Origin of the sequence: Puia sp. (genome assembly GCF_035546395.1) — a bacterium.
Taxonomy (GTDB): domain Bacteria; phylum Bacteroidota; class Bacteroidia; order Chitinophagales; family Chitinophagaceae; genus Puia.
The window spans coordinates 495,737-520,363 of sequence record NZ_DASZXR010000002.1 but is presented as its reverse complement, the minus strand read 5'-3'; the positions used below and the strand labels follow the sequence as shown (position 1 = coordinate 520,363).

The 24,627-nt window shown below is 57.5% G+C and carries 22 protein-coding genes; 11 read left to right on the top strand and 11 right to left on the bottom strand.

Features of this window, described 5'->3' with window-relative positions:
- Positions 1 to 16: 16 nt before the first annotated feature.
- Positions 17 to 1,231 carry a hypothetical protein gene (locus VHE34_RS03345; protein ID WP_325584570.1) on the top strand — a complete coding sequence of 405 codons (1,215 nt, stop codon included), beginning with the start codon at positions 17 to 19 and terminating at the stop codon, positions 1,229 to 1,231.
- Positions 1,232 to 1,265: 34 nt separating this feature from the next.
- On the opposite strand, the gene VHE34_RS03340 is transcribed toward VHE34_RS03345, so the two are convergent.
- Positions 1,266 to 2,423 (bottom strand): PAS domain S-box protein, encoded by a 1,158-nt coding sequence (locus tag VHE34_RS03340; RefSeq protein ID WP_325584568.1) that lies wholly within the window; start codon positions 2,421 to 2,423, stop codon positions 1,266 to 1,268.
- Positions 2,424 to 2,520: 97 nt separating this feature from the next.
- Here VHE34_RS03340 and VHE34_RS03335 point away from each other — a divergent pair, with 97 nt between their 5' ends.
- Positions 2,521 to 2,925: a response regulator gene (locus tag VHE34_RS03335; RefSeq protein ID WP_325584566.1), complete on the top strand. Its 405-nt coding sequence runs from the start codon at positions 2,521 to 2,523 to the stop codon at positions 2,923 to 2,925.
- A 46-nt stretch (positions 2,926 to 2,971) separates the two neighbouring features.
- Here VHE34_RS03335 and VHE34_RS03330 read toward each other — a convergent pair whose 3' ends face one another.
- From VHE34_RS03330 to VHE34_RS03315, 4 genes are read right to left on the bottom strand one after another with little or no spacing between them, the layout of a single operon-like run.
- Positions 2,972 to 4,255, bottom strand: coding sequence for a hypothetical protein (locus VHE34_RS03330; protein WP_325584564.1), 1,284 nt, complete (start codon positions 4,253 to 4,255; stop codon positions 2,972 to 2,974).
- Between the two features lie 9 nt (positions 4,256 to 4,264).
- Entirely contained in the window at positions 4,265 to 6,043 is a 1,779-nt protein-coding gene (locus VHE34_RS03325; RefSeq protein ID WP_325584562.1) for a response regulator, read from the bottom strand.
- A 4-nt stretch (positions 6,044 to 6,047) separates the two neighbouring features.
- Positions 6,048 to 6,665, bottom strand: a complete 618-nt coding sequence (locus VHE34_RS03320) for a hypothetical protein (RefSeq protein WP_325584560.1) — start codon at positions 6,663 to 6,665, stop codon at positions 6,048 to 6,050.
- Positions 6,666 to 6,672: 7 nt separating this feature from the next.
- Positions 6,673 to 7,221 (bottom strand): hypothetical protein, encoded by a 549-nt coding sequence (locus VHE34_RS03315; RefSeq protein WP_325584558.1) that lies wholly within the window; start codon positions 7,219 to 7,221, stop codon positions 6,673 to 6,675.
- A 183-nt stretch (positions 7,222 to 7,404) separates the two neighbouring features.
- On the opposite strand from VHE34_RS03315, the gene VHE34_RS03310 reads away from it, so the two are divergent.
- On the top strand, positions 7,405 to 7,626 hold the full coding sequence (locus VHE34_RS03310; RefSeq protein WP_325584556.1) for a hypothetical protein: 222 nt from the start codon (positions 7,405 to 7,407) through the stop codon (positions 7,624 to 7,626).
- A gap of 9 nt (positions 7,627 to 7,635) precedes the next feature.
- Entirely contained in the window at positions 7,636 to 8,619 is a 984-nt protein-coding gene (locus tag VHE34_RS03305) for a hypothetical protein (RefSeq protein WP_325584554.1), read from the top strand.
- Positions 8,620 to 8,737: 118 nt separating this feature from the next.
- Here VHE34_RS03305 and VHE34_RS03300 read toward each other — a convergent pair whose 3' ends face one another.
- The 6 genes from VHE34_RS03300 to VHE34_RS03275 form a co-directional block, all read right to left on the bottom strand.
- A complete protein-coding gene (locus VHE34_RS03300; RefSeq protein ID WP_325584552.1) occupies positions 8,738 to 9,175 on the bottom strand; it encodes a response regulator in 438 nt (145 codons plus the stop codon).
- Positions 9,176 to 9,273: 98 nt separating this feature from the next.
- Positions 9,274 to 10,416 carry a glycosyltransferase family 4 protein gene (locus VHE34_RS03295; RefSeq protein ID WP_325584550.1) on the bottom strand — a complete coding sequence of 381 codons (1,143 nt, stop codon included), beginning with the start codon at positions 10,414 to 10,416 and terminating at the stop codon, positions 9,274 to 9,276.
- 36 nt (positions 10,417 to 10,452) lie between these two features.
- On the bottom strand, positions 10,453 to 11,604 hold the full coding sequence (locus VHE34_RS03290) for a sensor histidine kinase (protein WP_325584548.1): 1,152 nt from the start codon (positions 11,602 to 11,604) through the stop codon (positions 10,453 to 10,455).
- A gap of 102 nt (positions 11,605 to 11,706) precedes the next feature.
- Positions 11,707 to 12,087, bottom strand: a complete 381-nt coding sequence (locus VHE34_RS03285) for a response regulator (protein WP_325584546.1) — start codon at positions 12,085 to 12,087, stop codon at positions 11,707 to 11,709.
- Positions 12,088 to 12,225: 138 nt separating this feature from the next.
- The gene (locus VHE34_RS03280) at positions 12,226 to 12,855 is read right to left on the bottom strand and encodes a response regulator transcription factor (RefSeq protein ID WP_325584544.1); all 630 of its coding nucleotides are present in this window, start codon (positions 12,853 to 12,855) and stop codon (positions 12,226 to 12,228) included.
- Between the two features lie 15 nt (positions 12,856 to 12,870).
- A complete protein-coding gene (locus tag VHE34_RS03275) occupies positions 12,871 to 15,285 on the bottom strand; it encodes a PAS domain S-box protein (RefSeq protein WP_325584542.1) in 2,415 nt (804 codons plus the stop codon).
- 586 nt (positions 15,286 to 15,871) lie between these two features.
- On the opposite strand from VHE34_RS03275, the gene VHE34_RS03270 reads away from it, so the two are divergent.
- From VHE34_RS03270 to VHE34_RS03240, 7 genes are all read left to right on the top strand, one after another.
- Positions 15,872 to 17,716, top strand: a complete 1,845-nt coding sequence (locus VHE34_RS03270; protein WP_325584540.1) for a T9SS type A sorting domain-containing protein — start codon at positions 15,872 to 15,874, stop codon at positions 17,714 to 17,716.
- A gap of 87 nt (positions 17,717 to 17,803) precedes the next feature.
- Positions 17,804 to 20,191, top strand: a complete 2,388-nt coding sequence (gene ppsA / locus VHE34_RS03265) for a phosphoenolpyruvate synthase (RefSeq protein WP_325584538.1) — start codon at positions 17,804 to 17,806, stop codon at positions 20,189 to 20,191.
- 18 nt (positions 20,192 to 20,209) lie between these two features.
- Entirely contained in the window at positions 20,210 to 21,157 is a 948-nt protein-coding gene (locus VHE34_RS03260) for a 1-phosphofructokinase family hexose kinase (RefSeq protein WP_325584536.1), read from the top strand.
- A gap of 5 nt (positions 21,158 to 21,162) precedes the next feature.
- The gene (locus VHE34_RS03255; protein ID WP_325584534.1) at positions 21,163 to 21,924 is read left to right on the top strand and encodes a DUF6544 family protein; all 762 of its coding nucleotides are present in this window, start codon (positions 21,163 to 21,165) and stop codon (positions 21,922 to 21,924) included.
- A gap of 148 nt (positions 21,925 to 22,072) precedes the next feature.
- Positions 22,073 to 22,642, top strand: a complete 570-nt coding sequence (locus tag VHE34_RS03250) for a hypothetical protein (RefSeq protein WP_325584532.1) — start codon at positions 22,073 to 22,075, stop codon at positions 22,640 to 22,642.
- A 23-nt stretch (positions 22,643 to 22,665) separates the two neighbouring features.
- Positions 22,666 to 24,000: a hypothetical protein gene (locus VHE34_RS03245; RefSeq protein ID WP_325584530.1), complete on the top strand. Its 1,335-nt coding sequence runs from the start codon at positions 22,666 to 22,668 to the stop codon at positions 23,998 to 24,000.
- 48 nt (positions 24,001 to 24,048) lie between these two features.
- The gene (locus VHE34_RS03240) at positions 24,049 to 24,621 is read left to right on the top strand and encodes a hypothetical protein (RefSeq protein ID WP_325584528.1); all 573 of its coding nucleotides are present in this window, start codon (positions 24,049 to 24,051) and stop codon (positions 24,619 to 24,621) included.
- Positions 24,622 to 24,627 lie beyond the last annotated feature (6 nt).

The window sequence follows — 24,627 nt, the reverse complement described above, 5'->3', positions numbered from 1 at the left end:
AAAAACACACATCAATATGAAACTTGCAAAGTCCTACCTGATCATCCCTGTGCTGATACTGGCTGTCAGCGCCTGTTCCAAGCACAGCAACAACGACAACACGAAGGTCGTAACGGCAACGGTGCCTGCCAGTAACCCGATCGCGCCCGGGAATATTTCGGGGTTTGTCAAGGGTACGTTCACCACCGGTAATACCTATACCATTACGGGGGATATTACGATTAAACCGGGAGATACGCTTGCATCGCAGCAGGGTGTCACCGTCGTCGTGCAGAACAATGCGCAAATCATCGTGCAGGGCGTTCTGAACGTGGTGGGCACGCAGGACCAGCCGATATCCTTTAACTCCAGCAGCAAGCTGCCGGGCAACTGGGGTGGTTTTGCGTGCGACAGCGCGCAGGCCGTGATCGTCAAATGGGCCCATATCGACAACACGGGTGGGCCCGACGCCACGGGCGGGACCCGAAAGACGATCTCCGTCAAGGCGCCTATCAACGTCGATATAGAAGACAGCTGGTTCACCAACGGGCAGGACGACCTGATGGGTATACAGAACGGCGCGAAGGTGACTATTCTCCGGAATACGATCCTGAGCTCGGGGAGCACGGATGGCGAGGCGATCAATCTGAAGACGGGCGTCACCGGGACGGTGGCGTACAATGTCGTTTACAGCCAGGCCGGGACGGGTGTGAAGCTCGAGACCAGCGATACCAAGCCGCTTCCGCAGACGGCCGTCGATGTGTACAACAACACCATTGTCAGCTGTGGATGGAGAAGGGGTTCGGCCGAACCGGGCCGCGGGGTTTCCGTGGATCTGAATGCGAAGGCCAATGTCTATAACAATATCATGGTGAATGACTACCAGGGGCTGGAGATATTTACGGGGGCCGATACCATCAATACCAAGTATGGGAACAACCTGTTCTACTCGTCTGCGGATACCTATGTCGATACCACCCAGGGACTGAACATCGTGGTCAATGTCCGGAGCAATTTCTATCCGGGGGACGGGGCTGGCAAGCCGCAGGCTTCGGACCTAATCTCGACCAAGGTGGGCGATAAGGACCCGCTGTTCAAGAGCTTTGACGGGACCTTTGGAGCAAAGAACGGGGCTGCGACCTCCAACGATTTCCATTTGAATACCGGTTCGCCGGCGCTTGGGAAGGGGAATGCCACCTATAATAATGATATCGGGGCGTATACGAGTGATGGGAAGGGCAACAAGCATTGATCTCTTTTGGGTTACTATTTTTGGCGGCGTGGGATCATTCCTTTCTGAAGAAACAGGAAAAGGTGGCGCCTTCGCCGGGGGCGCCGGTGGCTTCAATGAAGCCCTGGTTGTTCTCCATGATCTTTTTGCAGATGGCCAGCCCGATGCCGGTTCCGCTGTATTTTTCCCGGCCGTGGAGGCGTTCGAACATATTGAAGATCTTTTCGCCCTGGCGGGGATCGAAGCCGATGCCGTTGTCGCGGATATCGATGCGCTCGAACCATTGTCCGGCCCAGGCGTGTGCTTTTTCCGGCAGGTGGACGGTGGTGGAGGTGACGTCGATCCGTGGCGGGCGGTTTTCGTCGCGGTATTTGAGGGAATTGCTTATCAGGTTGACAAAAAGCTGGCGCAGCTGGAAGGGGATGCCGTTTACCTGCGGAAGCCGGGTCTTTTGAACGGTGGCGTGTAACTGTTCGATGGTTTCGCGGAATTCTCCTTCGGCGTCCTGCCATATCTTGTCGAGATCGACGGGTTCGAGATTTTCGATCGAGCCTGCGACATGGCTGAAGCGGAGGAGATCGTCGATGAGTTGTTGCATGCGACGGGCCGCCTCCACCGAACGGTCGAGTGAGAGGCGGTTCTTTTCAGAGGAGACAGGTTCATCCAAATGTTCGAGGAGGACCGAATAATACAGCTGCATTTTGCGAAGGGGTTCCTTCAGGTCGTGGGCGGCAGCGTAGGCGAATTGCTGGAGTTCCTGGTTCTGCGCTTCCAGTTGCCGGGCGTATTGGAGGAGCCTGTCCTCGGCCTGTTTGCGTTCGGTGAGGTCGCGGGTGACCTTCGAGAACCCGATTATCTCGCCGTTGCTGTCGTGGAGCGCAGTGATGACGATGCTGCCCCAGAAGGCGGTGCCGTTTTTCTTCATGCGCCAGCCCTCATGGACGGCCTTGCCGTGCATTTTCGCGCGGCCCATGAGCTGCTCGGGCAGACCGGCGTCGCGGTCTTCGGGCCGGTAAAAGATCCGGAAATGGTGGCCGACGATCTCGTGTTCTTCGTATCCCTTGATCTTTTGCGCTCCTTTGTTCCAATTGAGAATGACCCCGTTGGGGTCAAGCATGAGGATGGCATAGTCCTCTACCTCATCGATCATCAAATGGTATTGATCCTCCGTACGGATGGGGAGGGTTGGTTTTATAGGTTTTGCGTCAGGCATAAGAATAATAGCATTCAAGGAAAATGCCATACTTTTCCGACCCGGGCCCGGTTGGCATCAATCTTGCCGTTTGTCCGCGTAAATGCGCCTCAATTAAATGCCCAATCAGCCATACATCCTTATCGCAGATGATGATCCTGAGGATCAGGAGATGATCATCGACCTTTTACATCAACGATTGCCCGATGCCGGTATAAAAACGATCCCCAATGGCAGGGAGGTAATGGAATGGCTGTCGGACTGTGGGGGCAATGAGCTTCCCAGACTCATGTTATTGGACTATAAGATGCCGGGGATGACCGGCGCCGACGTACTCCGGGCGACCGAGCGCGACCCCAGTTACAAATTGATCCCCAAGGTGATATGGAGTACTTCCAGCAATCCCGAATACGTCGGAATTTGTAAACGGCATGGGGCCGTCCAATACTTCGTCAAGCCGAATGACATGGCCGGGCTTGGCCGGATTGCCGATGCGCTGAAAGATCTTTTTATGCGAACGTGATCGAAACCTTAGGCGTCCGGATTGTAGAAAACTATCCCCATATTGTTTACTGGATGACCGTAATGTCGAAGGCCACCGTGCCAAGCGTCGTCGTAGTCCCGCTGTTCATGATCACGATATTGACGGTATTGGCGGCGGATGCGTAGGCGTAGCCGATGCCCAGGGGCGTGGGGAGAGCGCTCCTTGGCGTCACGATAATGGTGGCATATTGGTTTACTCCCGAAAGCGTCAGGGTTTCCGTCCTGGCGCTGTTGTAGTCAAAAGGCGTATTATCGGTTATGCTCTGGTTGGTGAACCGGATGATGGAATTGAGTACGGTTCCGGCCGTTCCCAGTTTGACGGTTCCGGCCACGTCGAGCTTTGCCGCCGGGCTTGTTGTGTTGATCCCCACGTTTCCTGCGGACTGGATGCGTATCCTTTCGTTGGCTGTGGCGGTGCCGCCGGTGAAGAATAGCAAATTCTTTCCGGAGGTGCTGTTCCCGATGGCGAAATCGTTGCCTGCGCTGTACAGGTAGGCGTTATCGGCGCCGCCGGTGATGCCGCTGCTGCTGTAGCCGCTGGAGTTGATCCCCAGGTCGACGTAGTTGGCCGTTTCGCTGCCGTTATCGGCGGTAGCGACCAAATCCGAGGAGGCGCTGGCGCCGTTGTTCTTGTTCTGGATGTTCAACTGGAGATAGTTGTTGAGGCTACCTTTTCCGGCGATGACGTTATAAGAAGAAGAGTTATTCTGGTAGACCAGCAGGGCTTCGGGGCTGGCGGAGAAGGCTGTGGAGCCGATGCCGACGGAACCGGTGGTCTTGATCCGCATCTGTTCGGTGTTGTTGGTGATAAAGGGGAGGTCGAAGTTGGTTGTGGTTCCCAGGCTCCGCGCTGCGTTGACTCCATTGCCGCCTTCGTTCCAACTGCTGCCGGTGGACCCGGGGGCTCCCGCGCTATATACTTCCCAGTTGGCGCCGTCGCTGATCAGGGTGACGGTTTCGTTTGTCTCGTCGAGCGACCAGGAGCTGAGTCCGTCGATCTTCTGCGAAGAGACGGTGGCGATGGTGAGTACGGGTGCAGGTGATGTCGTGCTGAAATTCTTGATGGAGTAGATGCGGCCTGTGCAGGCGGTTGCGTCGGGCAGGGTGGCGGTGGCCGCCGATGTCCCGGTAAAGACGAGGGTGTGATCGGAGGCTGCGATGGTGGTCGAAGCGGTAAAAGAACGGCTGGCTGCCGAGAGCGAGCCCCGGATGTCGAGGGTGGAATTGGGGGATACGGTGCCGATGCCGACCTGGGCATACAGCGTTGACGCCAGCAGGAGGCATCCGGTGATCAGATAGATGTGTTTCATAATGGGATTTTAATTGTTGTTTATTTTTTCGCGGACGACGGCGCTCCACTTCTTCAATTGGGCGATCAGTTCGTCGAGTTCGAGGGGTTTGCTGATATAGTCATCCATCCCGGCCTGCAGGCAGTTATCGCGGTCGCCTTGCATAGCGTTGGCCGTCATGGCGAGGATGATGGGCTGGTTTTGGATGCAGCGCCGGATCATGCGGGTCGCTTCGAGTCCATCCATCTCGGGCATTTGGACGTCCATGAGGATGATATCGTAGTTCTGGTGACTTACCCGTTCCAGCACTTCTTTTCCGTTGGCGGCCATATCGGGTTTGTAGCCCAGCTTGTCCAGAACGGTCAGGGCGAGGTTCTGGTTGACGGGATGGTCTTCCGCCACCAGGATGTGGAGCGGATATTCCTGGGCCAGGTTGCTTGGCAGCAGGGGGCCGGATTCCGGCCGGACGGACTCGCCGGCGGGTGTGGTCAGGAGCTCGAGCAGGTGATCGTTCAGCTCGTGCTGGCGGATAGGCAGTGACAGGACGGTGTCGAATGGGGCGGCGGTGTTGTCGCCCGGGTTGCGGCAACCGACGGTGGAAACGACGGGTTTGCGGGACTTTGCGGTTTTGATCAATTCGACGAGCTCCGTGGGGGGCAGGCCGTTATCGGCGATGAGCAGATCGATCGCGGGATGCCGGGAGAGGATGCCAAGGGCCTGGCGGACGGAGTCCGCGGCGACGGGGAGCATCTGCATTCTTTCCAGGCGTTTGACCAGCGAGTTCCGCCGGGCTTCGTGGGTATCCACGACCAGCACCTGGCGGCCTTCAAAGACGTGGTGTTGCCGGGCGGCCGACCGGCGGGCTTCCTGGCGGCTTTTGGCGGTGCGGATGCTGAAAGTGAAATGGCTGCCGCGGCCGGGTTCGCTTGCCGCTTCGATGAAGCCGGACATGGTTTCGACGAGGCGTTTGCAGATGACGAGGCCGAAGCCGGCGGGTTGGTTTTCGCCGGCGGCTTTATCCGATGCGTGTTGGGTGGCGGGTTCGGGTTCGCCGATGCCTTTGAAGAGTTGTTCCAGTTTTTCCGCCGGGATGCCGGATCCGGTATCTTTTACTTCGAAGCAAAGGTCGAGAGCATTCTTTTCCGCGGCCCGGAGCAGGCCGGCGCTGATGGTGATCTCGCCGGTGTGGGTATGGCGGACGGCATTTTCGACGAGGTTGACGAGAACCTGTGAAAGACGTTTGCGATCGCCGGTGATGATCTCGGGGACTTCGGCGTCGATGATATAGATAAGATCTACGCCCTTTTTTGCTGCCGTGCCGGCAAAGAGCTGCAGCGTCTCTTCGATACAATCCCGCAGAGAGAAATCCTTCGATTCGGGCGGGCTATCTTCGAGGGAGCCGGATTTGGAGAGATTCAGGATGCTGCCGGCGAGGAGCCGGTTGACGGTGGCTAGCAGGTGTTCGCCGCTGTCGTGTATCGTTCGGGTGAATTCCAATTGTTCAGGGGTGAGGCTTGTCCCGGTGAGCAGCGATGCCATTCCCATTATGCCGTTTAGCGGCGTGCGGATCTCGTGGCTCAGGGCGGTGAGCAGTCCTTCGCGCACCTGTTTGTACTCGGCGGCTTCGCGGCTGCTGCGTTGTTCTTTGCGGATGTATCTGTCCAGCTGTTCCTGCAGGTCTTCGACTTCCTGTTCGAGGGCGGCGTTGCTCATCGCGAAGGTGCGGAGGCGGCTTTGAAAATACCGTAAGGCCAGGAATGCCATGACGCCGAGGGCGGCGCAAATGAAGATCAGATATGGTTGGTTCATTGGCTTAAGGGGCATTTTTTTGGTTAGCGTTGCTTTTTTGCAGTACCCATTCGCGTGTAACGCCCATCAGCAGCAAGACGCGTTTGTCAAAAGGGTTGAAGACATAGAGGGGCACCGTCCAGCCGGCCACGGACAGCTGCGCCGTGAGGCCGGGGCTGAGCGTGCAGCCGGAGCCGGTGCGGCAGTCCTGCTGGAGGGCCGCGCCGAGGTATGCGTTGTTGCCGAGAGGCCGGCCGAGCTCGGACCAGCTGCAGGCATAGCCTTCACCTTTTGCCGGGGTGAACTGGGCGGCCGAGGAGAAGTTCCAGTTTTTATAGCGGAGCCCGAGATTGGCGCCGAGGGAGAACCCCTGGCAACTGCCGGTCACTATGCCGGCGGTGGGGGTGACCGTCCAATACCAGCCTTTTGCATTCGTGCCGCCGAATTGTTTGCCGGCGCTGAGGCCGATATTCTCTTCGGCATCATAGTTATATCGCGCCTCGATATAGCTTTTTCCGGCTGTCGCGTACCAGACCCGGGTTACCGGTGCGGCAGCCAGGGACGAGCCCGGGCAATAATATTGCTCGAACCCGGTGTGCGACTGGGCTGGAACGGGGTGGTATGTGATCAGGGTCAATATCATTACAAGGTTATTCTTCATTATCGATGACGACGATCTCGGCCTTTGCCAGCCGGTCGAGGATAGAAATGTCTTTGAGATAAGGGTTCCAGGAAAAGATCAGCTTGTCGATGGGCCGCCACAGGATAACCCAGCAAAGCACGTCGAGGCTGTTGCTGAGGCCCGAGTGGATGCGGTGATCGGCATTGAGGATGTAGGGGACAAGTCCCTGAAAGAGAATGACCACGGCGAGGCTCATGAACAGGAGCATATAGCTTCTGCGTTTGAACTTCTCGAACTCGGCCTCTTTCAGGGCTTTCTTTTCCTGGAAGTGGTGGCGGATGGAATAGGTCAGGGTCTCGACGTTCTCTTTTTCTTCTTCCTCTTTATAACAGACATTATAGATGACCTGGGTGTGCCGCTTGATGGCTGCTACGGAATTGAAGATATAGTTCTCGAACCCGTGGCTCAGTTGTCTTTTGTACAATGGGGCGGGGTCGTGTCCATTATAATACTCCTGCATCGCGTTAGCGTCCGCGGAGAGAAAAATGGTGATCTTCTTTGTCAATAGCTTGCTCATGGCAGGGTCGTCATTCCGTAAACCCTGCCGCTGCGTTTTTTATTTGTCGTTGCACTTTGTATTAGGTGTTTTTGAAACTTATAGACGGATTCAATAAATACAAGCACTTATTTTTTGCTACAATGGCGCCGGCGCTATCTATGTCCTTGCTTTCGGCTCGTTTCGTTTGAGAAGCCTATATCCATGAACTCATTACCCGACAAGGACCTTCAGCTTCAACTGCAGGAGGCATTGCATGAAAAGGCCATCCGGCAAGGGAAATCCGATCTCGCCAGCGATATCCTGCAGGATCCCGGCAATGCGGTGGTGGGTTCGCCTATTGCGGACGGCGGAAGGTTGTGCGGCGGTGGTAAAATCAGTATGAATCCATTGGCGATCAGGTCAATTAATGCTTTGTACGTTTAATCCTTTATCATGAAACGATTTTTTCTTTTTTCGATACATCTTGTCTGCGGTCTTGCCTTTCTTACCGCCGGCGCGCAGACGGTCGTCTTTTCTGTGGGAAGCGGTTCGGCGCTTACCGTTAAGAGCGGGACGTTGTTCAGTGCGGACAGCCTGGTACTGACCCCTTCGGCCGACTGGACGGTTGCCGCCAATAATTTGCAAATCTCGCATACGGCGTTGAACCTTATGCCAGCGCCGGGCATCAACCGGGTGTATTCGCTTGGCAGCCAGGTCGCGTTTACCGGTACGATCCAGCTGTATTACCAGCCTTCGGAGCTCAACGGCAATCCCGAGGCGGTGTTGCAGTATACGGACTCATCGCTGGGCAGTTCCTGGCTGGCATCGGCATCTTCGAGCGTAAATACGACCAGTCATTATGTGCAGCAGGCGGCGGTTGCGCGGAATTTTATCGGCGCCACTGCTTCCCACCAGGGGACGGTGCTGGCGCTTTCGCTGACGGCATTTGCCGGCGTGTGGCAGGGCGATGCGGCTGCGCTGTCCTGGACGATCGATCAATCGGGGGAGGTTGGCTATTTTACCATCGAACGGAGTGCCGACGGTTCGTCCTGGACGGAGCTGGGCGATGTGGCCGGCATCCCGGGGGATGGGATAAGGACCTATGCGTATGCCGATGTTCAGCCGCCAGCCGGGGTCGTTTTATACCGGCTGCTGGTGCACCGGTCGTCGGGGAAGGAATTCTATTCTTCGGTGGTGAAATTGCAGCGATCGGCCGACGAGGGGTTGCGGCTGGTGACGCAGGGACATTCCGTGATCGCGTATTTCACGGGAATGCAGCCTTCGGCTGTGCGGATCGTCAATGCTGCGGGTGCGTTGGTCGGTGTGGATCGGGGTTTGCGCTGGAGGTATGAGTTCGATGCGCTGCCTACGGGGGTGTATTACCTGCAATATGAGATGAAGGGGCAGACGGTGGCCAGAGGATTCCTTATCCAATAAATATTATTGATAGCCTTAGTAGTGGTGTTTTTGGTGTGGGCGTCCCGGTCGGGGCGCCCCTTTTTATTGGGGATGCCTGGCTTTACATTCTTGGGGATGCCTGGCTTTGTATCGGGGTTCATAATCGTTGCGGGCGCCATTCGCCGGATGCCGCCGAGGGGGCCGGGATCTGCAGCGATTGGAGGAATATCTCCAGTTCCTGGTTCGTAGTGGGTTTGACCATATAGCGGGCGGCGCCGAGGCGAAGGCATTCGTCGATCTCTTTTTGGCGCCTGGAGGTGCTCCACACGATCTTGGGGATTGCCGCAAAAGGGGTACCGGGCCCGGTGGCCTGAAGGAGTTCCGGGGCGCCGAGATTGGGCATTTTGTAGTCGAAGATCAGGCAGTGCGGGAGGTAGGCCAATTTGCAACTGCTCAGGCAATTCAACAATTCGCTTCCGTCTTTGAACAGGGAGACGCTGACCTGCGGGTGCAGGCGCAGCATGCAGGCTTTGAAGAATTCGAGGTCATCGGGGTCATCGTCGGCCAGGTAGACGCTGGGAACACGGATCATCATCAAGAAAGGTTTTTTTGATGGCGGTTATGGTTAGCGTCAGATGTCTGAAAAAGGGTATGGTGAAGATAGTCCTTTTTGCCGGAAAGGTCAAGTTTGTTTTATGCAAAACGGTAGAGATCGTCTTGAAAGCATTCGATGATCTTGCGCCAGTCGAAGCCTTCGCGGACCATCCTTTTGGCGTTGTTGCCCAGGGTGGATCTGCCGTTTTGCAGGATGCGTTCGTGGACGCGGACGATGGCCTGTAGAAGGGAGAAGGGATGTGGGGCGGGGATCACTTCGCCGCAGGCATATTCTTTTATTGCATCGCCGAAGTTGGTCGCTTCGGTGACCACGCAGGGCAGGCCGAGGGAGGCTGCTTCCAGAACGGAGGAAGGGAGGCCTTCGTTGCGGCTGGGGCAGACGAAGAGCTGCATTTTGGATAGGAGGGCGAGGCGTTCGTCGCCGAAGCGGGGGCCGAAGAAGATGATCTTGTCGGCGATACCGAGGCGGGAGGCGAGGGCTTCGAGGTTGGTGCGGCCCCTACCCTCTCCGACGATCCACAGGCGAGCCTGGGGGACCATACGCTGGAAGGAGGCAAAGGCCGGCAGCAGGAGGTCGAGTCCTTTGTTGCGGATCTCGAGGCGGCCGGAGTAGCCCAGGATGAACACGCCGGGAAGGGGATTGCTGGAACAGGGGGCGCCGGACTCGAATCCGTAGGGGATGGTGACCGTCTTTTTGTTAGGATACAGGCGGCGGATGCCGGTCATTTCGCTTTTGCCGAGGCAGTGGATCGTTTGGGCTGCCTCGAGGAGCTTTCGCTCGTAGAAGCGAAAGTAGAGTTTTCTGCGCCAGGAATCGTGTTGTTGCATGGCGACGGTGTTGTATCCGCCATGCCCCGAGAGGACGAAGGGGATGTTGCGCCGGTGCAGCGCCATTCCCAGGGAGTACAGGATCGGGGAGAAGGCCCCGTGGAGATGGAAGACGGTATCGGGGCTGATGGTTTCGGGGTTCAGGGAGCTTATGGTTCCGTTGCCGATGGTGTCGAGAGCCGCCAGGAGTTGCCGGTCGAGGGCGAAGGGGTTGCGACGGGCACGGAAGAGCCGGGTAAGGAAGGGTTTTGGCGGAAAATCGTGGCGCGGGTATTTAGTGATGGCCCAGAGGCGGACGTGGTGGCCGGCACGGGTTTGTTGGATGGCGAGGTTGTTAACGACGAAGTTGCGGCCGTTGTCGGATCTGCCTGGCGTTACGTGGATGATCTGCATATTGGGAATTTTTGCGGATGGGTTTGAGTTCCGGGTTCAGCCAATGGGTTTGAGTTCGAGGGGAATGGTGACGATGAGGGAGCAGCCTTTTCCGGGGGCGGCATGGAAAATGGCTTTCCCGTTGAAGAGCTTTGCCCGGCGGCAGATGCCATCGAGGCCGAGGCCGTGGCGAATTGTTTTGGGGTCGAAGCCGACCCCGTTATCGGTGATCTGCAGCCGTAGTTGCTCGTCGGCGGCCTGGAGGGTGATCCGGACGGAGGAGGCTTTGCTGTATTTACCGATGTTTTGCATCTGTTCCTGGATGATGCGGAAGATGGTTTGCTTAAGACTGGCGTCCTGGGTTTCCAGGGTTGCCTGATCGGCCCATACGAAATCGATGTTGAAGCGGTTCGTGTAGCGGATGTCGTCCAGGAGGCAGTCGACGGATTCGATAAGGCCTTTTTCGTGGAGGCCGGGAGGGGTGATATTGTGGGAGAGTGCCCGGACCTCTTCGATGGCTGTGGCGAGGATGGACGCCGTCTTTGCTTTTATGGTCTCGAAATCTGCGTTCTCGCGCGTGAGGCAGCTGAGGAAGAGCTGTGCGCTGCTGAGGATCTGGCATATGTTGTCGTGAAGTTCGTGGCCGATGCGTTCGCGTTCGAGCTGTTCGCTGTGGATTGCCGCTTCGCGAACCTTTTTATGTGTTATTTCTTTTTGGTGGATCAGGCGCTGCTGGAGTTCCCCGATGACATCGGCGGCCTCCGGGGTTGAACCGGTGTCCTGCGTTGAGTCGATAGCCAGGCCGGTGGCGTTGCCGGGGTGGGTGAGTAGGTCGCCCGATGTTTCGTTGGAGACGGCGTAGCCAAGACAGACCAGTCGTCCGGGTCTGTTGCCGATGGATTCAAGGAACCGGAGTTCCCATCTTAACCTGGTTTCTTTTGGCGTCAGCATGCGCACTTCGAGGCGGACTGCCTTTTCTTCGGCGAGGCAGGCCGTGACCGCGTTGTCGAAGCGGCGCCGGTCGCGCGCGTCTATGAGACAGCGGAGCAACGTGGTTTGGGTTGGGTTGTCCCCCTGCTGGAATTGCAGGTGGAAGTGCGAGTTGACGAAGCCGAGGCGGGTCTCGCCGTCGATCACGGCGAGATAAAACGGCTGCCGATGTTCCAATCGGGCGGTCCAGGTTGTCAACTGCCAGGGGTAGCTGTTCATAGAAAATTGTTTCGACAAAGAACGGAAGTGGGCGGGTTGCCGGAAATAGAAGGCTTGGTGAATCGGTTGTACTGGATATGACGGATGGGCGTAGAGGAATGACTACATGGAGCCGGAGCAAATGGTCGAGAGAATGAGGGGGATGAGCTGGAACTCGGTGGACTTGTCGATGTAATAGGAGGCGCCGAGCTGGAGGCAGAGATTGCGGTAGGAGGCGCCCTGCTGGTTGCTCTGCATGATGACGATGATATGGGAGTAGTCCCGATGGAGTTGGCGGAGGAAGTCGATGCCGTTGCGGTCGGGAAGATTGATATCGAGGAGGACAATATCGGGGAGCGGGGAGTTGGACAATTTTTCGACGGCTTCTGCGACGGTGGCTGCGCTGTCGATGGAAGCGAGGCATGGCAAATCTTCGAGCAGCGTTGTCAGCCGGGAGATGATCAGGGGTGCATCATCGACGATAAGGAGGTGTTTGCGATCCATGGGTACAAAGATAGTACCGGCTCCGGGGGGCGGGGGTAGAGGAGCTGACCGGACTCGTGTAATGGGATTGGGGGCATATTGTAGTCGGACGACTACACGTTGTCAGCGGACGACTTGCCGGGGGCTGAGGCGTTATCGTCAGATGAGCTTGTTCTCCATGGCATAGCGGGTGAGGTCGGCGTTGGTCTTTGCGTTCAACTTTTGGAGGATGCGGGCGCGGTAGGTGCTGACGGTGGTGGGGCTCAGGGAAAGCGTATCGGCGATGTCGGCCACCGGCATTCCGGCGGCGAGCATCTTGAGTACTTCGAATTCGCGATCGGAGAGATTCTCATGGGGGAGGCGGTCGGCGCCCTGGTCGAGGGAGTCCGCCAGTTTTTCCGCGAGGGAGGGGGTGATGTATTTTTTTCCGAGAAGGATGCGGTGGACGGCTTTGACCAGTTCTTCGGGGGCGGAGTCCTTGTTGAGATAGCCGGATGCGCCGGTGCGCATCACGCGGATGGCGTATTGGTCTTCGGGGTGGACGCTGAGAACGAGGACGGGGAGTTTGGGGTAATGTTGGCGGATGAGTTGGAGGACGTCGAGGCCGCTTCGGCCGGGCATGGAGATGTCGGTGATGACGACGTCCCATTCATTTTTCAGTACCTGGTTGAAGAGTTCGTCGGCATCGGCCACCTCGACGATATGGGCGGCGAGGAATTCGTCGAGCAGGATCTGGCGGAGTCCTCGGCGGACTACGGTGTGGTCATCGGCGATCAGGATTCTGAGCATAGGAGGGTTTATAATTTATGGTTTGTGTTGATGGTGAAGAGGCAGGGTGACCGAGAGCCTGAGGCCTTTGCCGGGTGAGCTGTCTATTGTGAGGGCGCCGCCCATCATCAGGGCGCGTTCTTTCATTCCGAGGAGGCCGAGGGTCTTGCCATTGCTGGATTGTCTTTGCGCGTCGATGCCGCGGCCGTCGTCGCTGATGGAGAGCTCGAGCCGGCCGTCGTTTTTTTTGAGCGTGATTTCCACGTTATGAGCGCCGGCGTGGCGGGCGATGTTGGTGAGGGATTCCTGGCAGATGCGGAAGAGGCCGATTGACACGGATGGGGTGAGATCGAGGGTGGCCAGGTCGCTTTGGAATACGGTGTCGATGCCGGAACGTTTCATGAATTCCTGGGCCTGCCAGTCGATGGCGGCCACGAGGCCGAGGTCGTCGAGGATGCTGGGCCGTAGTTCGGTGGCGATCTTACGGACGGTGTGGATGGTCGTGTCGAGCAGAGCGATGGTCTGTTGGGTCTTTTCGATCAGCCAATCCATGCCGGCGGTCGGAAGGCGTTTTGCGATGAGGGCGAGGTCCATCTTGAGCCCGGTGAGTTGCTGGCCCAGTTCGTCATGCACTTCGCGGGCCATAGCGGCGCGTTCTTCTTCACGGATGTCCTGCAGGTGGGAAGCGAGGGAACGGAGATCGGCGTTGGACTGGGAGATCTCGGTCGTCTTTTCTTTTACCTGGGTCTCGAGGAGGGTGTTAAATTGCCGGAGTTGGTCTTCCACTTGCTTCCAGTGGGTCACGTCGCGGCCAACGATGACGTAACCATCGGGCTTCCCATCGGGTCCGTGGACATTGGATACCGACTGCAGGATGGTGTGTTTGTCCCCGGCCTGGTCGAGATAGACGATCTCCCCTTTCCAAAAGCCGTGTTCTTCGAGCTCCCGGCGGATGGGTTCGCGGACATCGTCGGTGATCTGGGGGCGCATGAGATCGGTGGCCAGTTTGCCGATGACCTCGGCGGCGGTGTAGCCGAAGAGGGATTCGGCTGAGCGGTTCCATGTCTTTATAGCGCCGTCGTTGCCCGTGGAGAAGATGGCGTCGCTGGTATCTTCGATGAGACGGGCGAGATAGGCGATCTTTTCCTGTGCGAGTTTTTGTCCGGTGGTGTCGCGGGTGATCTTGGCGAAGCCTTGCAGCTGGTGATGCTGGTCATAAATGGGGGTAAAGACGATCTCGGCCCAGAAGCGGGAGCCGTCCTTTCTAATTCGCCAGCCCTGGGATTGGTGAGAGCCGTTGGTTATCGCGAGTTGCAGGTTGTGTTTGGGTTCACCGGCAGCCAGGTCTTCCGGGGTATAAAAGACGGAGATGGGTTGGCCGACGATCTCGTCTTGTTTATACCCTTTGATCTTTTCGGCGCCATCGTTCCAGGATAGGACGGTGCCGTCGGGGCTGACGAGGAAGATGGCCATATCTTTTATGCTGCTGACGAGGGATGACCAGCGGGATTCGGCGGCGAGGAGGGCTGCCTCTGCCTGGCGACGCTGGTTATCGCGACGGTTTAAGAGCCGGGCATTGTACCAGATGACGAGTACGAAACAGATGATGATGCTCAGCACCAGCAGGGTGACGCCCAATTCGGTGGTAAGCAGGCCATTCCAATGGCCCAGGAGGCGCAGGCATCCCAGGCCGGCGGGGACCAGGAAGGCGAAGGGGAGCAGCCTGCGGGACATTATTCCGCCGGTAAGGGAATCGGTGAATACATGGATCAGCCCCTGGTGGGTGCGGAAGAGCAGGGCTGTGGCCAGGAGTGCGAAGCAAAAGGCGGTGTGCGCGGCCATGGAGAAATACAACAACCATCCCTGGAAGTCGCTTACGCGGTAGGCGTAGCCCAGCAGGCAGAACCCGGCGAGTATGCCGGTGAGGAGTGCGGCGCCGTCGGCGACGCGTTGGCGACGGATCAGCGTGGCCTTTGAGAACCGGCGGCGGAGACCGGATATGCTGATGTTGCAGAGAGAAAGCCCGATGAGGATGAAGCAGACAGCGGTGTTGATCGCCATGCGGTGCAGCCGGTTGTCGTGGATGCCGGATCTGAGCCGGGCAGAATAGAGCCATTGGTCGATCGCGAGTGGGGGAAGGAGATAGCCGGTGAGACAGGCGGCGCCGAGGAGCGTCACTGCGGCGGCGAGGCAAACGCCGACGGGGCGTTGATAGCGGGACCGCTTGCGACGGGTAAGAGCGAGAAAGGACAGGGTGGAGAGCAGAAAGGACAGGGCGGTGGTGGGGTTCATGGAGGCGAGACCCGGGATGGGACGGCGAAGCCAAACGATGTCCCACTGCCAGCCGGCGAGTACCGCGATGGCGATGGCCATCACCGTGGAGGCAAGATAGATCGACCATCGTTCCAGCGCCCGATAGGAGGGCGGGCGGGACGCGGGAATACTTTTCATTTTCTTCAAGGGTTAATACTACCACCCTCAATGCCTTAACCGGAAATTGTACTTAGGGGAATTTGCGAAGGTCGATCCGGGTCTTTAGGCCAATATAAGGAATTTCCATTAGTAGTCCGTTGCTGGAGCGGGTTGATGCCAAAAAAAGGACCCCCGGGTACCTGCCCGGGGGTGTTGGATCTGGATTTTAGGGTAAACGGTTTTCAAAGGGTGACGATGAAAGGGATAGGATACGGATCGGGATCTCATGGGTACGGATCAGGTTTTCACGGATACGGATCGGCTTGCCTGGGTCCTTGAATATTTGCTTGTGTTAACGATACAAAGATGGGGCAAGGCGGGGCCGAAAAAAATCGATGGAGCGCTTGATCCCATGTAGAGAGTGCGGCGGCGGGGTGTAGAGGATGAACTACGAACGGGCTTGTTTTGGGTTAGCCTCTTCGGGCGCATTTTTCCCGTTTTTGGATTAAAAACCCATTAAGGGAAATCTTCCGGTTTTGAATATCACTCCATTGATTTGTTTTACAATGTTTTGAGGATTTGGCCCGCCATTGGACGAGGGGGGGACAGTTTTAATTCTACCTATATGAAGAAAATATTATTGATTTTGGCTGCTTTTGCAGCAGCATTTGAAGGGAAGGCGCAGATCAACGCTTATGCGGCGGTTACCGGGATCAGCGGCACGACCCTTTCTCTCAGCAATGTGAACCAGACGTATCACACGTTCAATGCCGGTGACCAGATCATTATCATGCAGATGCAGGACGATGTGGTCGGCAGCAAGAAGAATAATAACAGTAATTATGGGAAGGTGGGTATGGCGGCAAACGCAGGTATCTATGAAGTAGCGACGATCGCGAGTGTTGCGGGGTTGCCGAATTCGTTGACGGTCACCGCGGCGCCGGCCCATGCTTATGCTTTCGGCGGGGCGAGCAGCGTGCAGATCATCAGTTTCCGCAAGTATGGGTCGCCGGATTATGTGACGACGGCGGCCATCACAGCGCTGCCGTGGAATGGGAAGATCGGCGGGGTGGTAGCGATGCAGGTGAGCGGAAAGCTGACGGTGGCCTACCCTATTACGGCCGATGGCGCGGGATTCAGGGGCGGCAGTGCGTCGGCCAATTACGAGGTGAATTGCGAGACCGCTGTGTACGCGAGCAGCAGTTCAAACTATGCGGCGCGGGGTGAGGGCATCCAGGTGAACAACACGGGTTATCTATATGGCCGGAATCCATTAGCCAGTGGCGGTGGCGGCGGCAGTGACGACAATGGCGGCGGCGCCGGCGGCGGCAACTATTCGGCCGGTGGCCAGGGTGGCGCCGGGTGGACCTGCACGATGACGCCTGTGGGAGGTTATGGAGGCAACGCGCTCAGCGCTTATATACAGAACAGCCGGTTTTTCATGGGTGGCGGCGGTGGTGGCGGCCAACAGAACAACAGTGTCGGGTCCGCGGGTTCGAACGGCGGCGGCATTGTCATCCTGAAGGCCAACAGCCTGGCCACTTCGTGTTCGGGGAGTGTGACGATAAGCGCGAATGGCGCCAATGCGGCGAACAGCGGCAACGATGGCGCCGGTGGTGGCGGTGCGGGCGGCACGGTGCTGATGAATGTCAATACATTCAGCGCTTCGGCGAGTTGTCCCCTGAAGGTGCAGGGTAATGGCGGGAATGGCGGGAACGTCACCGATGCGAATTCGCATGGCGGCGGCGGTGGTGGTGGTCAGGGGGTAGTCCTGTACCCGGGTGCGCAGCCGACGACCAATATCACTACCACGACGAATGTCGGCGTGGGGGGACTCAACAGTGGCAGCGCGGGCGCATCTTCGGCCAACAGCGGTTCCGGTACGAACAGTGCGGGTGTGCTGGCCAACAGCGGATTTGTGTTCCTGCCGGTGAAGCTGGCGGCGTTTACGGGTCAGCTGGTTGACGGCAGCGTCGTGTTGAAGTGGGAGACGGCGATGGAGAAGAATAACGACCATTTCGAGATCGAGCGGAGTGTTTCCGGCGGGGATTTCGCGACGATCGGCGAGGTGCGGGGTGTGGGCAACAGCGATGTTCTGACGGATTATGCATTTACGGATCCCGCTCCGGTTGCCGGGGTCAATTCTTACCGGTTGAAGCAGGTGGATATTGATGGGACGGCAACGTATTCAGCGGTGGTAGCCATCGAAGTCTCCGTTGCGGCCGGCAACTTTACGGTGTATCCGAACCCGGTCGTGGATGCTTTTACGGTCCGGCTTTCGGGGGTCACTGCGGGGAGTTGTACGGTAACCCTTTTTGATCTTTCGGGAAAGGCCGTGTATATGACGACGGCGCAGGCGAATGGGGCGTTGATACCGGTGACGTTGAGCCGCCGGCCGGTTCCGGGTATCTATGTGATCAGTGTGCGGACGCAGCAGGCGCAGATGACGGGGAAGATCGTGGTGAGGTAGAGTGACTAAGCTCAATTTTGGGGGTGACGGGGGTCAGGGGGGTGGCGGCGGGGTGGGTCTATCTTGTGTTCTTAAAAAGACATAGATATGCCTACTTATATAAAATCATTTGCGGAAACGGGGATCAAGGATATCCCGGCGGTTGGCGGAAAGAATGCTTCGCTGGGCGAGATGCTGACGGCGCTTTCTTCGAAGGGGATACGGGTACCGGATGGCTTTGCGACGACAGCGGAGGCCTTCCGGTATTTTCTTTCGTTCAATGAGTTGCCGGAGAAGCTGGCCGCGTTGATGGAGCGGCTGGACCGGGTGAGTTATTCGAACCTGGCCGAGATCGGCGGGAGCGCCAGGCAACTGATCTATTGCGCCGATATGCCGGATGACCTGGGTCTGGCTATTGGGAATGCCTATGCGCGGCTTTGTCCCGCCGACGAGCATCTTGTGGCCGTGCGGAGCAGCGCCACGGCAGAGGACCTGCCGAACGCCAGTTTTGCGGGGCAGCATGAATCCTTTCTTTTTGTGAGTGGCGAGGCGGCGGTTGTGGATGCCGTGCAGATGTGTTTTGCTTCGCTGTATACCGACCGGGCGATCAAGTACCGGGAGGACAATGGATTTGCGCATGCCAGTGTCGCCTTGTCGGCCGGCGTCCAGCGGATGGTGGATACGGACAAGGGCAGCAGCGGAGTGATCTTCACCCTCGAGCCGGAATCCGGTTTCCGCGATGTGCTGCATATTGCCGGCATCTGGGGGCTTGGGGAGAACCTTGTGCAGGGGGCGGCGACGCCGGACGAGTGGCTTGTCTTCAAGCCGATGCTGGGCAAGGCAAAGGACCCGGTGATCCGGCGGACGTTGGGGGCCAAGCAGATGACGATGGTGCGGGGTAACCTCACACGGAACACGGTCAATGTGGAGACGCCCGCAGCGTTGCGGGACCGGTATGTGTTGGAGGACAGCGAGCTATTGCGGTTGTCGGAATGGGCGCTGCTGATAGAAAAACATTATGGTCAACCGATGGATATCGAGTGGGCGAAGGATGGGGTCAGTGGGGAGCTGTATATCCTGCAAGCCCGGCCGGAGACGGTGCAGTCGAGGCGGGACCCGCGGATGCTCACCAGCTATTCCGTGGTGAGCAAGGGAAAGCGGCTTGCATCCGGCGAGGCGGTGGGAAAGAAGATCGTCGCGGGGAAGGCGCGGATCATGAGTCATCCCGGGGAGGCCGGGCGATTGGAGCCCGGAGAGATCATCGTGACGGACAGCACCAGTCCGGACTGGGACCCGGTGCTCAAGAAAGCTGCGGCCATCGTTACCAACAAGGGCGGGAGGACGAGTCATGCGTCCATCGTGGCCCGGGAGCTGGGTGTCCCAGCGGTGGTGGGTACGGGCAATGCGACGTCTTGTGTGAGCGATGGGGACGTGATCACCGTTTCGTGTTGCGAGGGTGGGACAGGCTCGATCTATGAGGGGAAGGCGGAGTGGAAGGAGACGACAACCGATCTGCGGAATATTGCGATGCCGGCGGTGGTCAAGCCGATGTTGATCGTTGGCGATCCGGACCAGGCCTTCGAGCTTTCCTATTATCCGAACGGGGGAGTGGGCTTGATGCGGATGGAATTTATCATCACCAATTTTATCGGGGTGCACCCGATGGCCTGTGCGGATTTTGCGAGCTTGCCCGCCGGACCGGTCAGGGACAAGATCTCGGCCCTCACGCGGGGATATGCGGATAAACGGCAATATTTCATCGATCGCCTGGCGCAGGGCGTTGCCACCATTGCGGCGGCCTTTTACCCGAAGGAGGTGATCCTGCGGACCAGCGATTTCAAGAGCAATGAATATGCGGGGTTGCCGGGCGGCGCCGGGTTCGAACCCAAGGAGGAGAACCCGATGCTGGGATTCCGGGGCGCTTCGCGGTATTACAGCCCGCTGTACAAGGAGGGGTTCCGGTTGGAATGTGCGGCGATCCGGAAGGTCCGGGAGGAGATGGGGTTGACCAATCTGAAGGTGATGATCCCTTTCTGCCGGACGGTGGAGGAGGGAGAGAAGGTGATCGCGGAAATGGCGGAGTTTGGTCTGAACCGAGGCGAGCATGGATTAAAGGTGTATATGATGGCGGAGATACCCAGCAATGTCCTGCTCGCGGAAGATTTCGCGCGCATCTTTGATGGATTTTCCATCGGCAGTAATGACCTGACGCAGTTGACGCTTGGCATCGACCGGGATTCGACGTTGGTGGCGGGACTTTTCAATGAGAAGAACAAGGCCGTCCTGCAATTGATCGCCGAGGTCATTCATGCCGCCAGGGCCGCGGGTGTGAAGATCGGCTTATGCGGTCAGGCGCCCAGCGATGATCCCGGGTTCGCGCGGTTCCTGGTACGGGAAGGCATCGACACTATTTCCTTTAATGCGGATGCGTTGCTGAAGGGGATCGAGAATATCCTCGAGGCGGAGAAGAGTGTCCATGCCGATATGATCTTGTGACCCTTTTAAACTGTTTTTATGACCCCTATTATTACGGTTACATTCAATCCCTGTGTCGACAAGGGAATCGAGATCGACAAACTCGAGCCGGAGAAGAAGATGAGATGCGCCGCGCCGCGCCTGGAGCCTGGCGGCGGCGGCATCAATGTTGCGCGGGTGATCCACCGGCTTGGGGGAGCGGTGTTGGCGGTGTATCCTTCCGGCGGATATCATGGGTCGTTGTTGACCGAGTTGCTGAGGGTTGAAGGTGTCGACACTTACCCGGTGCCGATGCTGGCGGATATCCGGGAGAATATCAATATTCATGAGATCAGTACGGGGAAGCAATACCGGTTCATCGAACCCGGCGCTCCCTTAACAGAGCATAGCTGGACGCGGTGCCTGGATGCGTTGACCGCGCTGGATAAGGGCGGCATCGTCATTGTCAGCGGGAGTCTGCCTGCGGGGGCGCCGCCTGATCTGTGGTCGCGTATCCGGCGGTTATGCGAGCGAAAGGCCGCGAAGTTGGTGGTGGATGTGGCGGGAGCGGAGCTGCGCGCCGCGCTGGAGGTTGGGCTCTTCCTGATCAAACCCAGTGAAGATGAGCTGGCCTGGCTGGCCAGGGAGATGGGTTTACCGGAGAGGCCGGAGGAGACGGCGAAGGCGATCGTGAGTAGAGGGTGTGCGCAAGTCGTTGTCGTATCCCGGGGTGCAGCCGGAGTCTTGCTCGTGACCCGAGAGAGAGTGAAGGAGATGGCGGCGCCGGTGGTGGAGCGGCGGAGCACGGTGGGCGCGGGGGATTCGCTTGTTGGGGGCATCGTGGTGGGTCTGGGCCGGGATATGGAGATGGAGGAGGCTGTTCGATTTGGCGTGGCCTGCGGAGCGGCGACGGTGATGAATCCGGGTACTGAACTATGTCATCAGCGAGACGTCGAGGCACTGTATGCGCAGATGGAGCATGCTATTTCTGTCCCCATAATAAAATAAGATCTATGACCACTTTACACGAACTTTTTTTGGATGAGATCCGCCAGGAGCGGGGAAAGTTCCTGAGCCGGGAAGTGGCGGAACTTTCATCGGACGAACTGGCAGAGCTACCCGCGCCGGTGAGGCGTTATATGACCGTCTGCGGATTCGCGGGGCGGAAGAAACAATGGTATGCGCAGCTGAAGTGGGCGAATGTCGAAATGAAGCTATCGCGTGGGGGCCGGTGGCGGAAGATGGAATGCCAGCAATTCAATTCCGTGCCGGATCCGGTCCGGATCGTGCACATGAGGATGAGGGTTGGCGGAGTGCTGCCGTTGGAGGCGAGGGATAAGTTTCAGAGTGGGCGGGGCAATATGCTGGTTCGGCTGTTGAAGATATTTACGATCGAGGATGTTCGGGGCAGGGAGATGGACGAGTCGGCGCTGGTGACGGTGCTGTCCGAGGCGTTATTGATACCGGCATATGCGGTTCAACCGTATATCCGTTGGGAGGGGGTCGGGCCCGATCGGGCGGCAGCCTTTATCAGCGCTGGGGAATCGGCGGTTCATGGACTGTTCTCCTTCAATGAAGCGGGGGAATTCGTTCGATTTGAAACGCTGCAGCGGTGGAGGAGCGGGAAGGGAGGGCATCTACAACGGACGCCCTGGCGGGTCACTGCCGGCGGCTATGTGAGCTGGGATGGCATCCGGCATCCTACGAAGGTTACGGCCGCCTGGCTGGAAGGAGAAGAATGGGTGGAGTATTTCCGCGGTGAACTCCGGTGGTGATCAATATTATCGTATGACGCAAGTAGAAGGAAGCACTGACCGTGCTTCCTTCTTTTTTGGGGATTAATCATTCACGGTGATGATCACTGTCATTTCCCGGGCATTGGCCGACGGATATTTTTACCTCGTCAACCAAAAAAAATTCTTTATGCGACACTTATTCCTTCTTCCTTTTTTCATGGGCGCCCTTGCGGCGGGTGCACAAGGCCGGTATGCAGGCACTACGATAGACCTTACCGTTAGCGGAACTTCCACCTTGCACGACTGGACGATGAAGTCCGCGAAGGCGGATTGTTCGGCCAATTTCACGATCAACGGCACCGGGCAGATCGTGGGCGTTGACGAGCTGGTCTTCAGTACGCCTGTCACCAGCCTGAAGAGCGAGCACAGCAGCATGGACAACAATGCCTACAAGGCCTTGAAGACCGACAAGAACCCCGTGATCAGTTATACCGTCAACTCGATAACGGTAGCCCCTGCCGAAGCCGGGGGTGCGGTAGTCACCTGCAAGGGCAAGCTGAGTATTGCGGGTGCGGTGCGTGACGAGGATGTCATCGCGCTTTGTAAGCTCAACGCCGACAACACCATCAGTGTCACCGGTACGGAGAAGATCAGTATGAAGGAGTTCAGCGTCGATCCGCCGACGTTTATGCTCGGCACGATCAAAACGGGCAACGAGATCGTCCTTTCCTTCCACCTTATTTTGAAAAAAGCTTAAACAACCAAAAAAAATAACATTGTATGAAACGTCTTTTCCAAAACATCGCTTATTTATCGTTCCTGCTGGCTGCGGTCGCGCCTGCGGGACTAAGAGCCCAGACGCTGCAAGGGTCGATCCCTTACCTGCGGGCCTATGACAAATCGGGTATCAATGTATTCGAGTCCCAGAAGAAAGACAGCGCCGCCTTCGACGGCGTGAAAGTGCGCATCGGCGCCGGTTTCACCCAGGAGTTCCAGAATCTGAAAGAGAAGAACTGGATGGGGGAATTCACGAATAACGGGCTGTATGCGATCAGCCCGGGCTTCAACCAGGCGGAGGCCAACCTGTATACGGACTTCCTGCTGGCGGATGGCATCCATCTTAATGTAGCGCTTTATCTCTCGACCCGTCACCATAATGAGACCTGGGTCCGGGGTGGTTACCTGCAGTTCGACAAGCTGCCTTTCAAGGGGCAGATCTGGTCGGATATCATGAAATATACCACCATTAAGCTCGGGCAGTTCGAGATCAACTACGGCGATCAGCATTTCCGGCGGACGGATGGAGGTCATGCCCTTTACAATCCCTTTATCGAGAACTATATCGTAGATGCCTTTGCCACCGAGATCGGGGGTGAGGTCACGGTTCAGAAGAACGGCGTATTCGGGATGGTCGGGCTGACCAACGGGATGCTGAAAGCCAGCATCGACTCGGTTGTGCGGAATGTCCAGAACGGGTCTATCCGGAAGAATCCGGCGGTGTATGCGAAGATCGGGATCGACCGCCAGGTATCCGAGCTGGTTCGTCTGCGGGTAAGCGCGTCGGGTTACCATATCAACAGCAGCCCCAGCAATGACCTTTATTTCGGCGACCGTGCGGGATCGAGCTACTGGATGGTGATGGAGAAACCCTATGTAGTTCCTGCCAACGGGGAGAGCGCCTATGAGGGAGATGCTTTCTCGGGCCGGCTGAACCCCGGGTTCGGCTACAAGGTCGATGCGGCCATGTTCAATGCGTTTGCGAAGATCGCCGGATTCGAGCTGTTCGGCACCTATGAATACGGAGAGGGCCGGGGTACAACTGAAAAGATCAACCGGCATTTCAACCAGTATGCGGTGGACGGGGTCTATCGTTTTGGTCACAAGGAGAACCTGTTTGTCGGCGCGCGGTACAATGGTGTAACGGCGGAGTTGAAAGGCATCAACAGCGCCATTACGGTGAACCGGTTTGCGGCAGCGGCCGGCTGGTTCCTGACAAAGAATGTTCTTTTGAAAGGCGAGTATGTTACGCAGAGCTACCTGGACTTTCCTACCAACGACTATCGTAGCGGTGGGCAGTTCCATGGGTATGTCGTAGCGGCCACCGTTGGATTCTAGTCTGTCAGCGCGAAGCCCGGAGGGGCTTCGCGCAGTAAATATTTTGTTATGGGACTCTTACTTCTTTTGTTCCTGTTTTTGCCGGGGCGGGATACGCTCAGATGGGTGGTGGATAAGAACAGTACGCTGCAGGTCAGCGGCCGGACGAATGTCAATCGATTTTCGTGTATGGTTGGGGAATATGCGGCGCCGGATACCATCTGTTTCGCCAAGCCTTGCCGTGGCGCCAGGGGAGTTGCCCTCAGTGGGGAGATCCGGTTGCCGATCGATGGGTTCGACTGTAATAACCGGATGATGACGGGCGAGTTCCGTAAGGCATTGCGCGACGGACAATATCCCGAGTTATCGATTTCGTTCATCAGTCTTGACCGGATGCCGGAGCCTTGCGGCGTCATCCAGTCGTTGAAGGGTTCGGTGGAGATCGGGTTGTCGGGTGTGAGCCGGCAATTCGAGATCGACTACAGCAGTCTGATGGTGGATGGCGGGACCATCGTGCTACAGGGTAGCCGGTCGTTGACCTTCAGTGATTTCGGGTTGGTGCCCCCGACGAAGATGGGAGGGCTGGTCCGGGTGAAGGACAACCTGGATGTACATTTTACACTTTGCCTGAGGAAGCTTTAAAATTAC

Bases quoted from the DNA above. Each gene is read 5' to 3' on its own strand.
- VHE34_RS03255 (WP_325584534.1), top strand. From the start codon at position 21,163: ATGACCACTTTACACGAACTTTTTTTGGATGAGATCCGCCAGGAGCGG.
- VHE34_RS03305 (WP_325584554.1), top strand. From the start codon at position 7,636: ATGAAACGATTTTTTCTTTTTTCGATACATCTTGTCTGCGGTCTTGCC.
- VHE34_RS03335 (WP_325584566.1), top strand. From the start codon at position 2,521: ATGCCCAATCAGCCATACATCCTTATCGCAGATGATGATCCTGAGGAT.
- VHE34_RS03290 (WP_325584548.1), bottom strand. From the start codon at position 11,604: ATGAACAGCTACCCCTGGCAGTTGACAACCTGGACCGCCCGATTGGAA.
- VHE34_RS03345 (WP_325584570.1), top strand. From the start codon at position 17: ATGAAACTTGCAAAGTCCTACCTGATCATCCCTGTGCTGATACTGGCT.
- VHE34_RS03250 (WP_325584532.1), top strand. From the start codon at position 22,073: ATGCGACACTTATTCCTTCTTCCTTTTTTCATGGGCGCCCTTGCGGCG.
- VHE34_RS03280 (WP_325584544.1), bottom strand. From the start codon at position 12,855: ATGCTCAGAATCCTGATCGCCGATGACCACACCGTAGTCCGCCGAGGA.
- VHE34_RS03285 (WP_325584546.1), bottom strand. From the start codon at position 12,087: ATGGATCGCAAACACCTCCTTATCGTCGATGATGCACCCCTGATCATC.
- VHE34_RS03270 (WP_325584540.1), top strand. From the start codon at position 15,872: ATGAAGAAAATATTATTGATTTTGGCTGCTTTTGCAGCAGCATTTGAA.
- VHE34_RS03320 (WP_325584560.1), bottom strand. From the start codon at position 6,665: ATGATATTGACCCTGATCACATACCACCCCGTTCCAGCCCAGTCGCAC.
- VHE34_RS03310 (WP_325584556.1), top strand. From the start codon at position 7,405: ATGAACTCATTACCCGACAAGGACCTTCAGCTTCAACTGCAGGAGGCA.
- VHE34_RS03300 (WP_325584552.1), bottom strand. From the start codon at position 9,175: ATGATGATCCGTGTTCCCAGCGTCTACCTGGCCGACGATGACCCCGAT.
- VHE34_RS03315 (WP_325584558.1), bottom strand. From the start codon at position 7,221: ATGAGCAAGCTATTGACAAAGAAGATCACCATTTTTCTCTCCGCGGAC.
- VHE34_RS03325 (WP_325584562.1), bottom strand. From the start codon at position 6,043: ATGAACCAACCATATCTGATCTTCATTTGCGCCGCCCTCGGCGTCATG.
- VHE34_RS03245 (WP_325584530.1), top strand. From the start codon at position 22,666: ATGAAACGTCTTTTCCAAAACATCGCTTATTTATCGTTCCTGCTGGCT.
- VHE34_RS03260 (WP_325584536.1), top strand. From the start codon at position 20,210: ATGACCCCTATTATTACGGTTACATTCAATCCCTGTGTCGACAAGGGA.
- VHE34_RS03330 (WP_325584564.1), bottom strand. From the start codon at position 4,255: ATGAAACACATCTATCTGATCACCGGATGCCTCCTGCTGGCGTCAACG.
- VHE34_RS03275 (WP_325584542.1), bottom strand. From the start codon at position 15,285: ATGAAAAGTATTCCCGCGTCCCGCCCGCCCTCCTATCGGGCGCTGGAA.
- VHE34_RS03340 (WP_325584568.1), bottom strand. From the start codon at position 2,423: ATGCCTGACGCAAAACCTATAAAACCAACCCTCCCCATCCGTACGGAG.
- VHE34_RS03295 (WP_325584550.1), bottom strand. From the start codon at position 10,416: ATGCAGATCATCCACGTAACGCCAGGCAGATCCGACAACGGCCGCAAC.
- VHE34_RS03240 (WP_325584528.1), top strand. From the start codon at position 24,049: ATGGGACTCTTACTTCTTTTGTTCCTGTTTTTGCCGGGGCGGGATACG.
- ppsA (WP_325584538.1), top strand. From the start codon at position 17,804: ATGCCTACTTATATAAAATCATTTGCGGAAACGGGGATCAAGGATATC.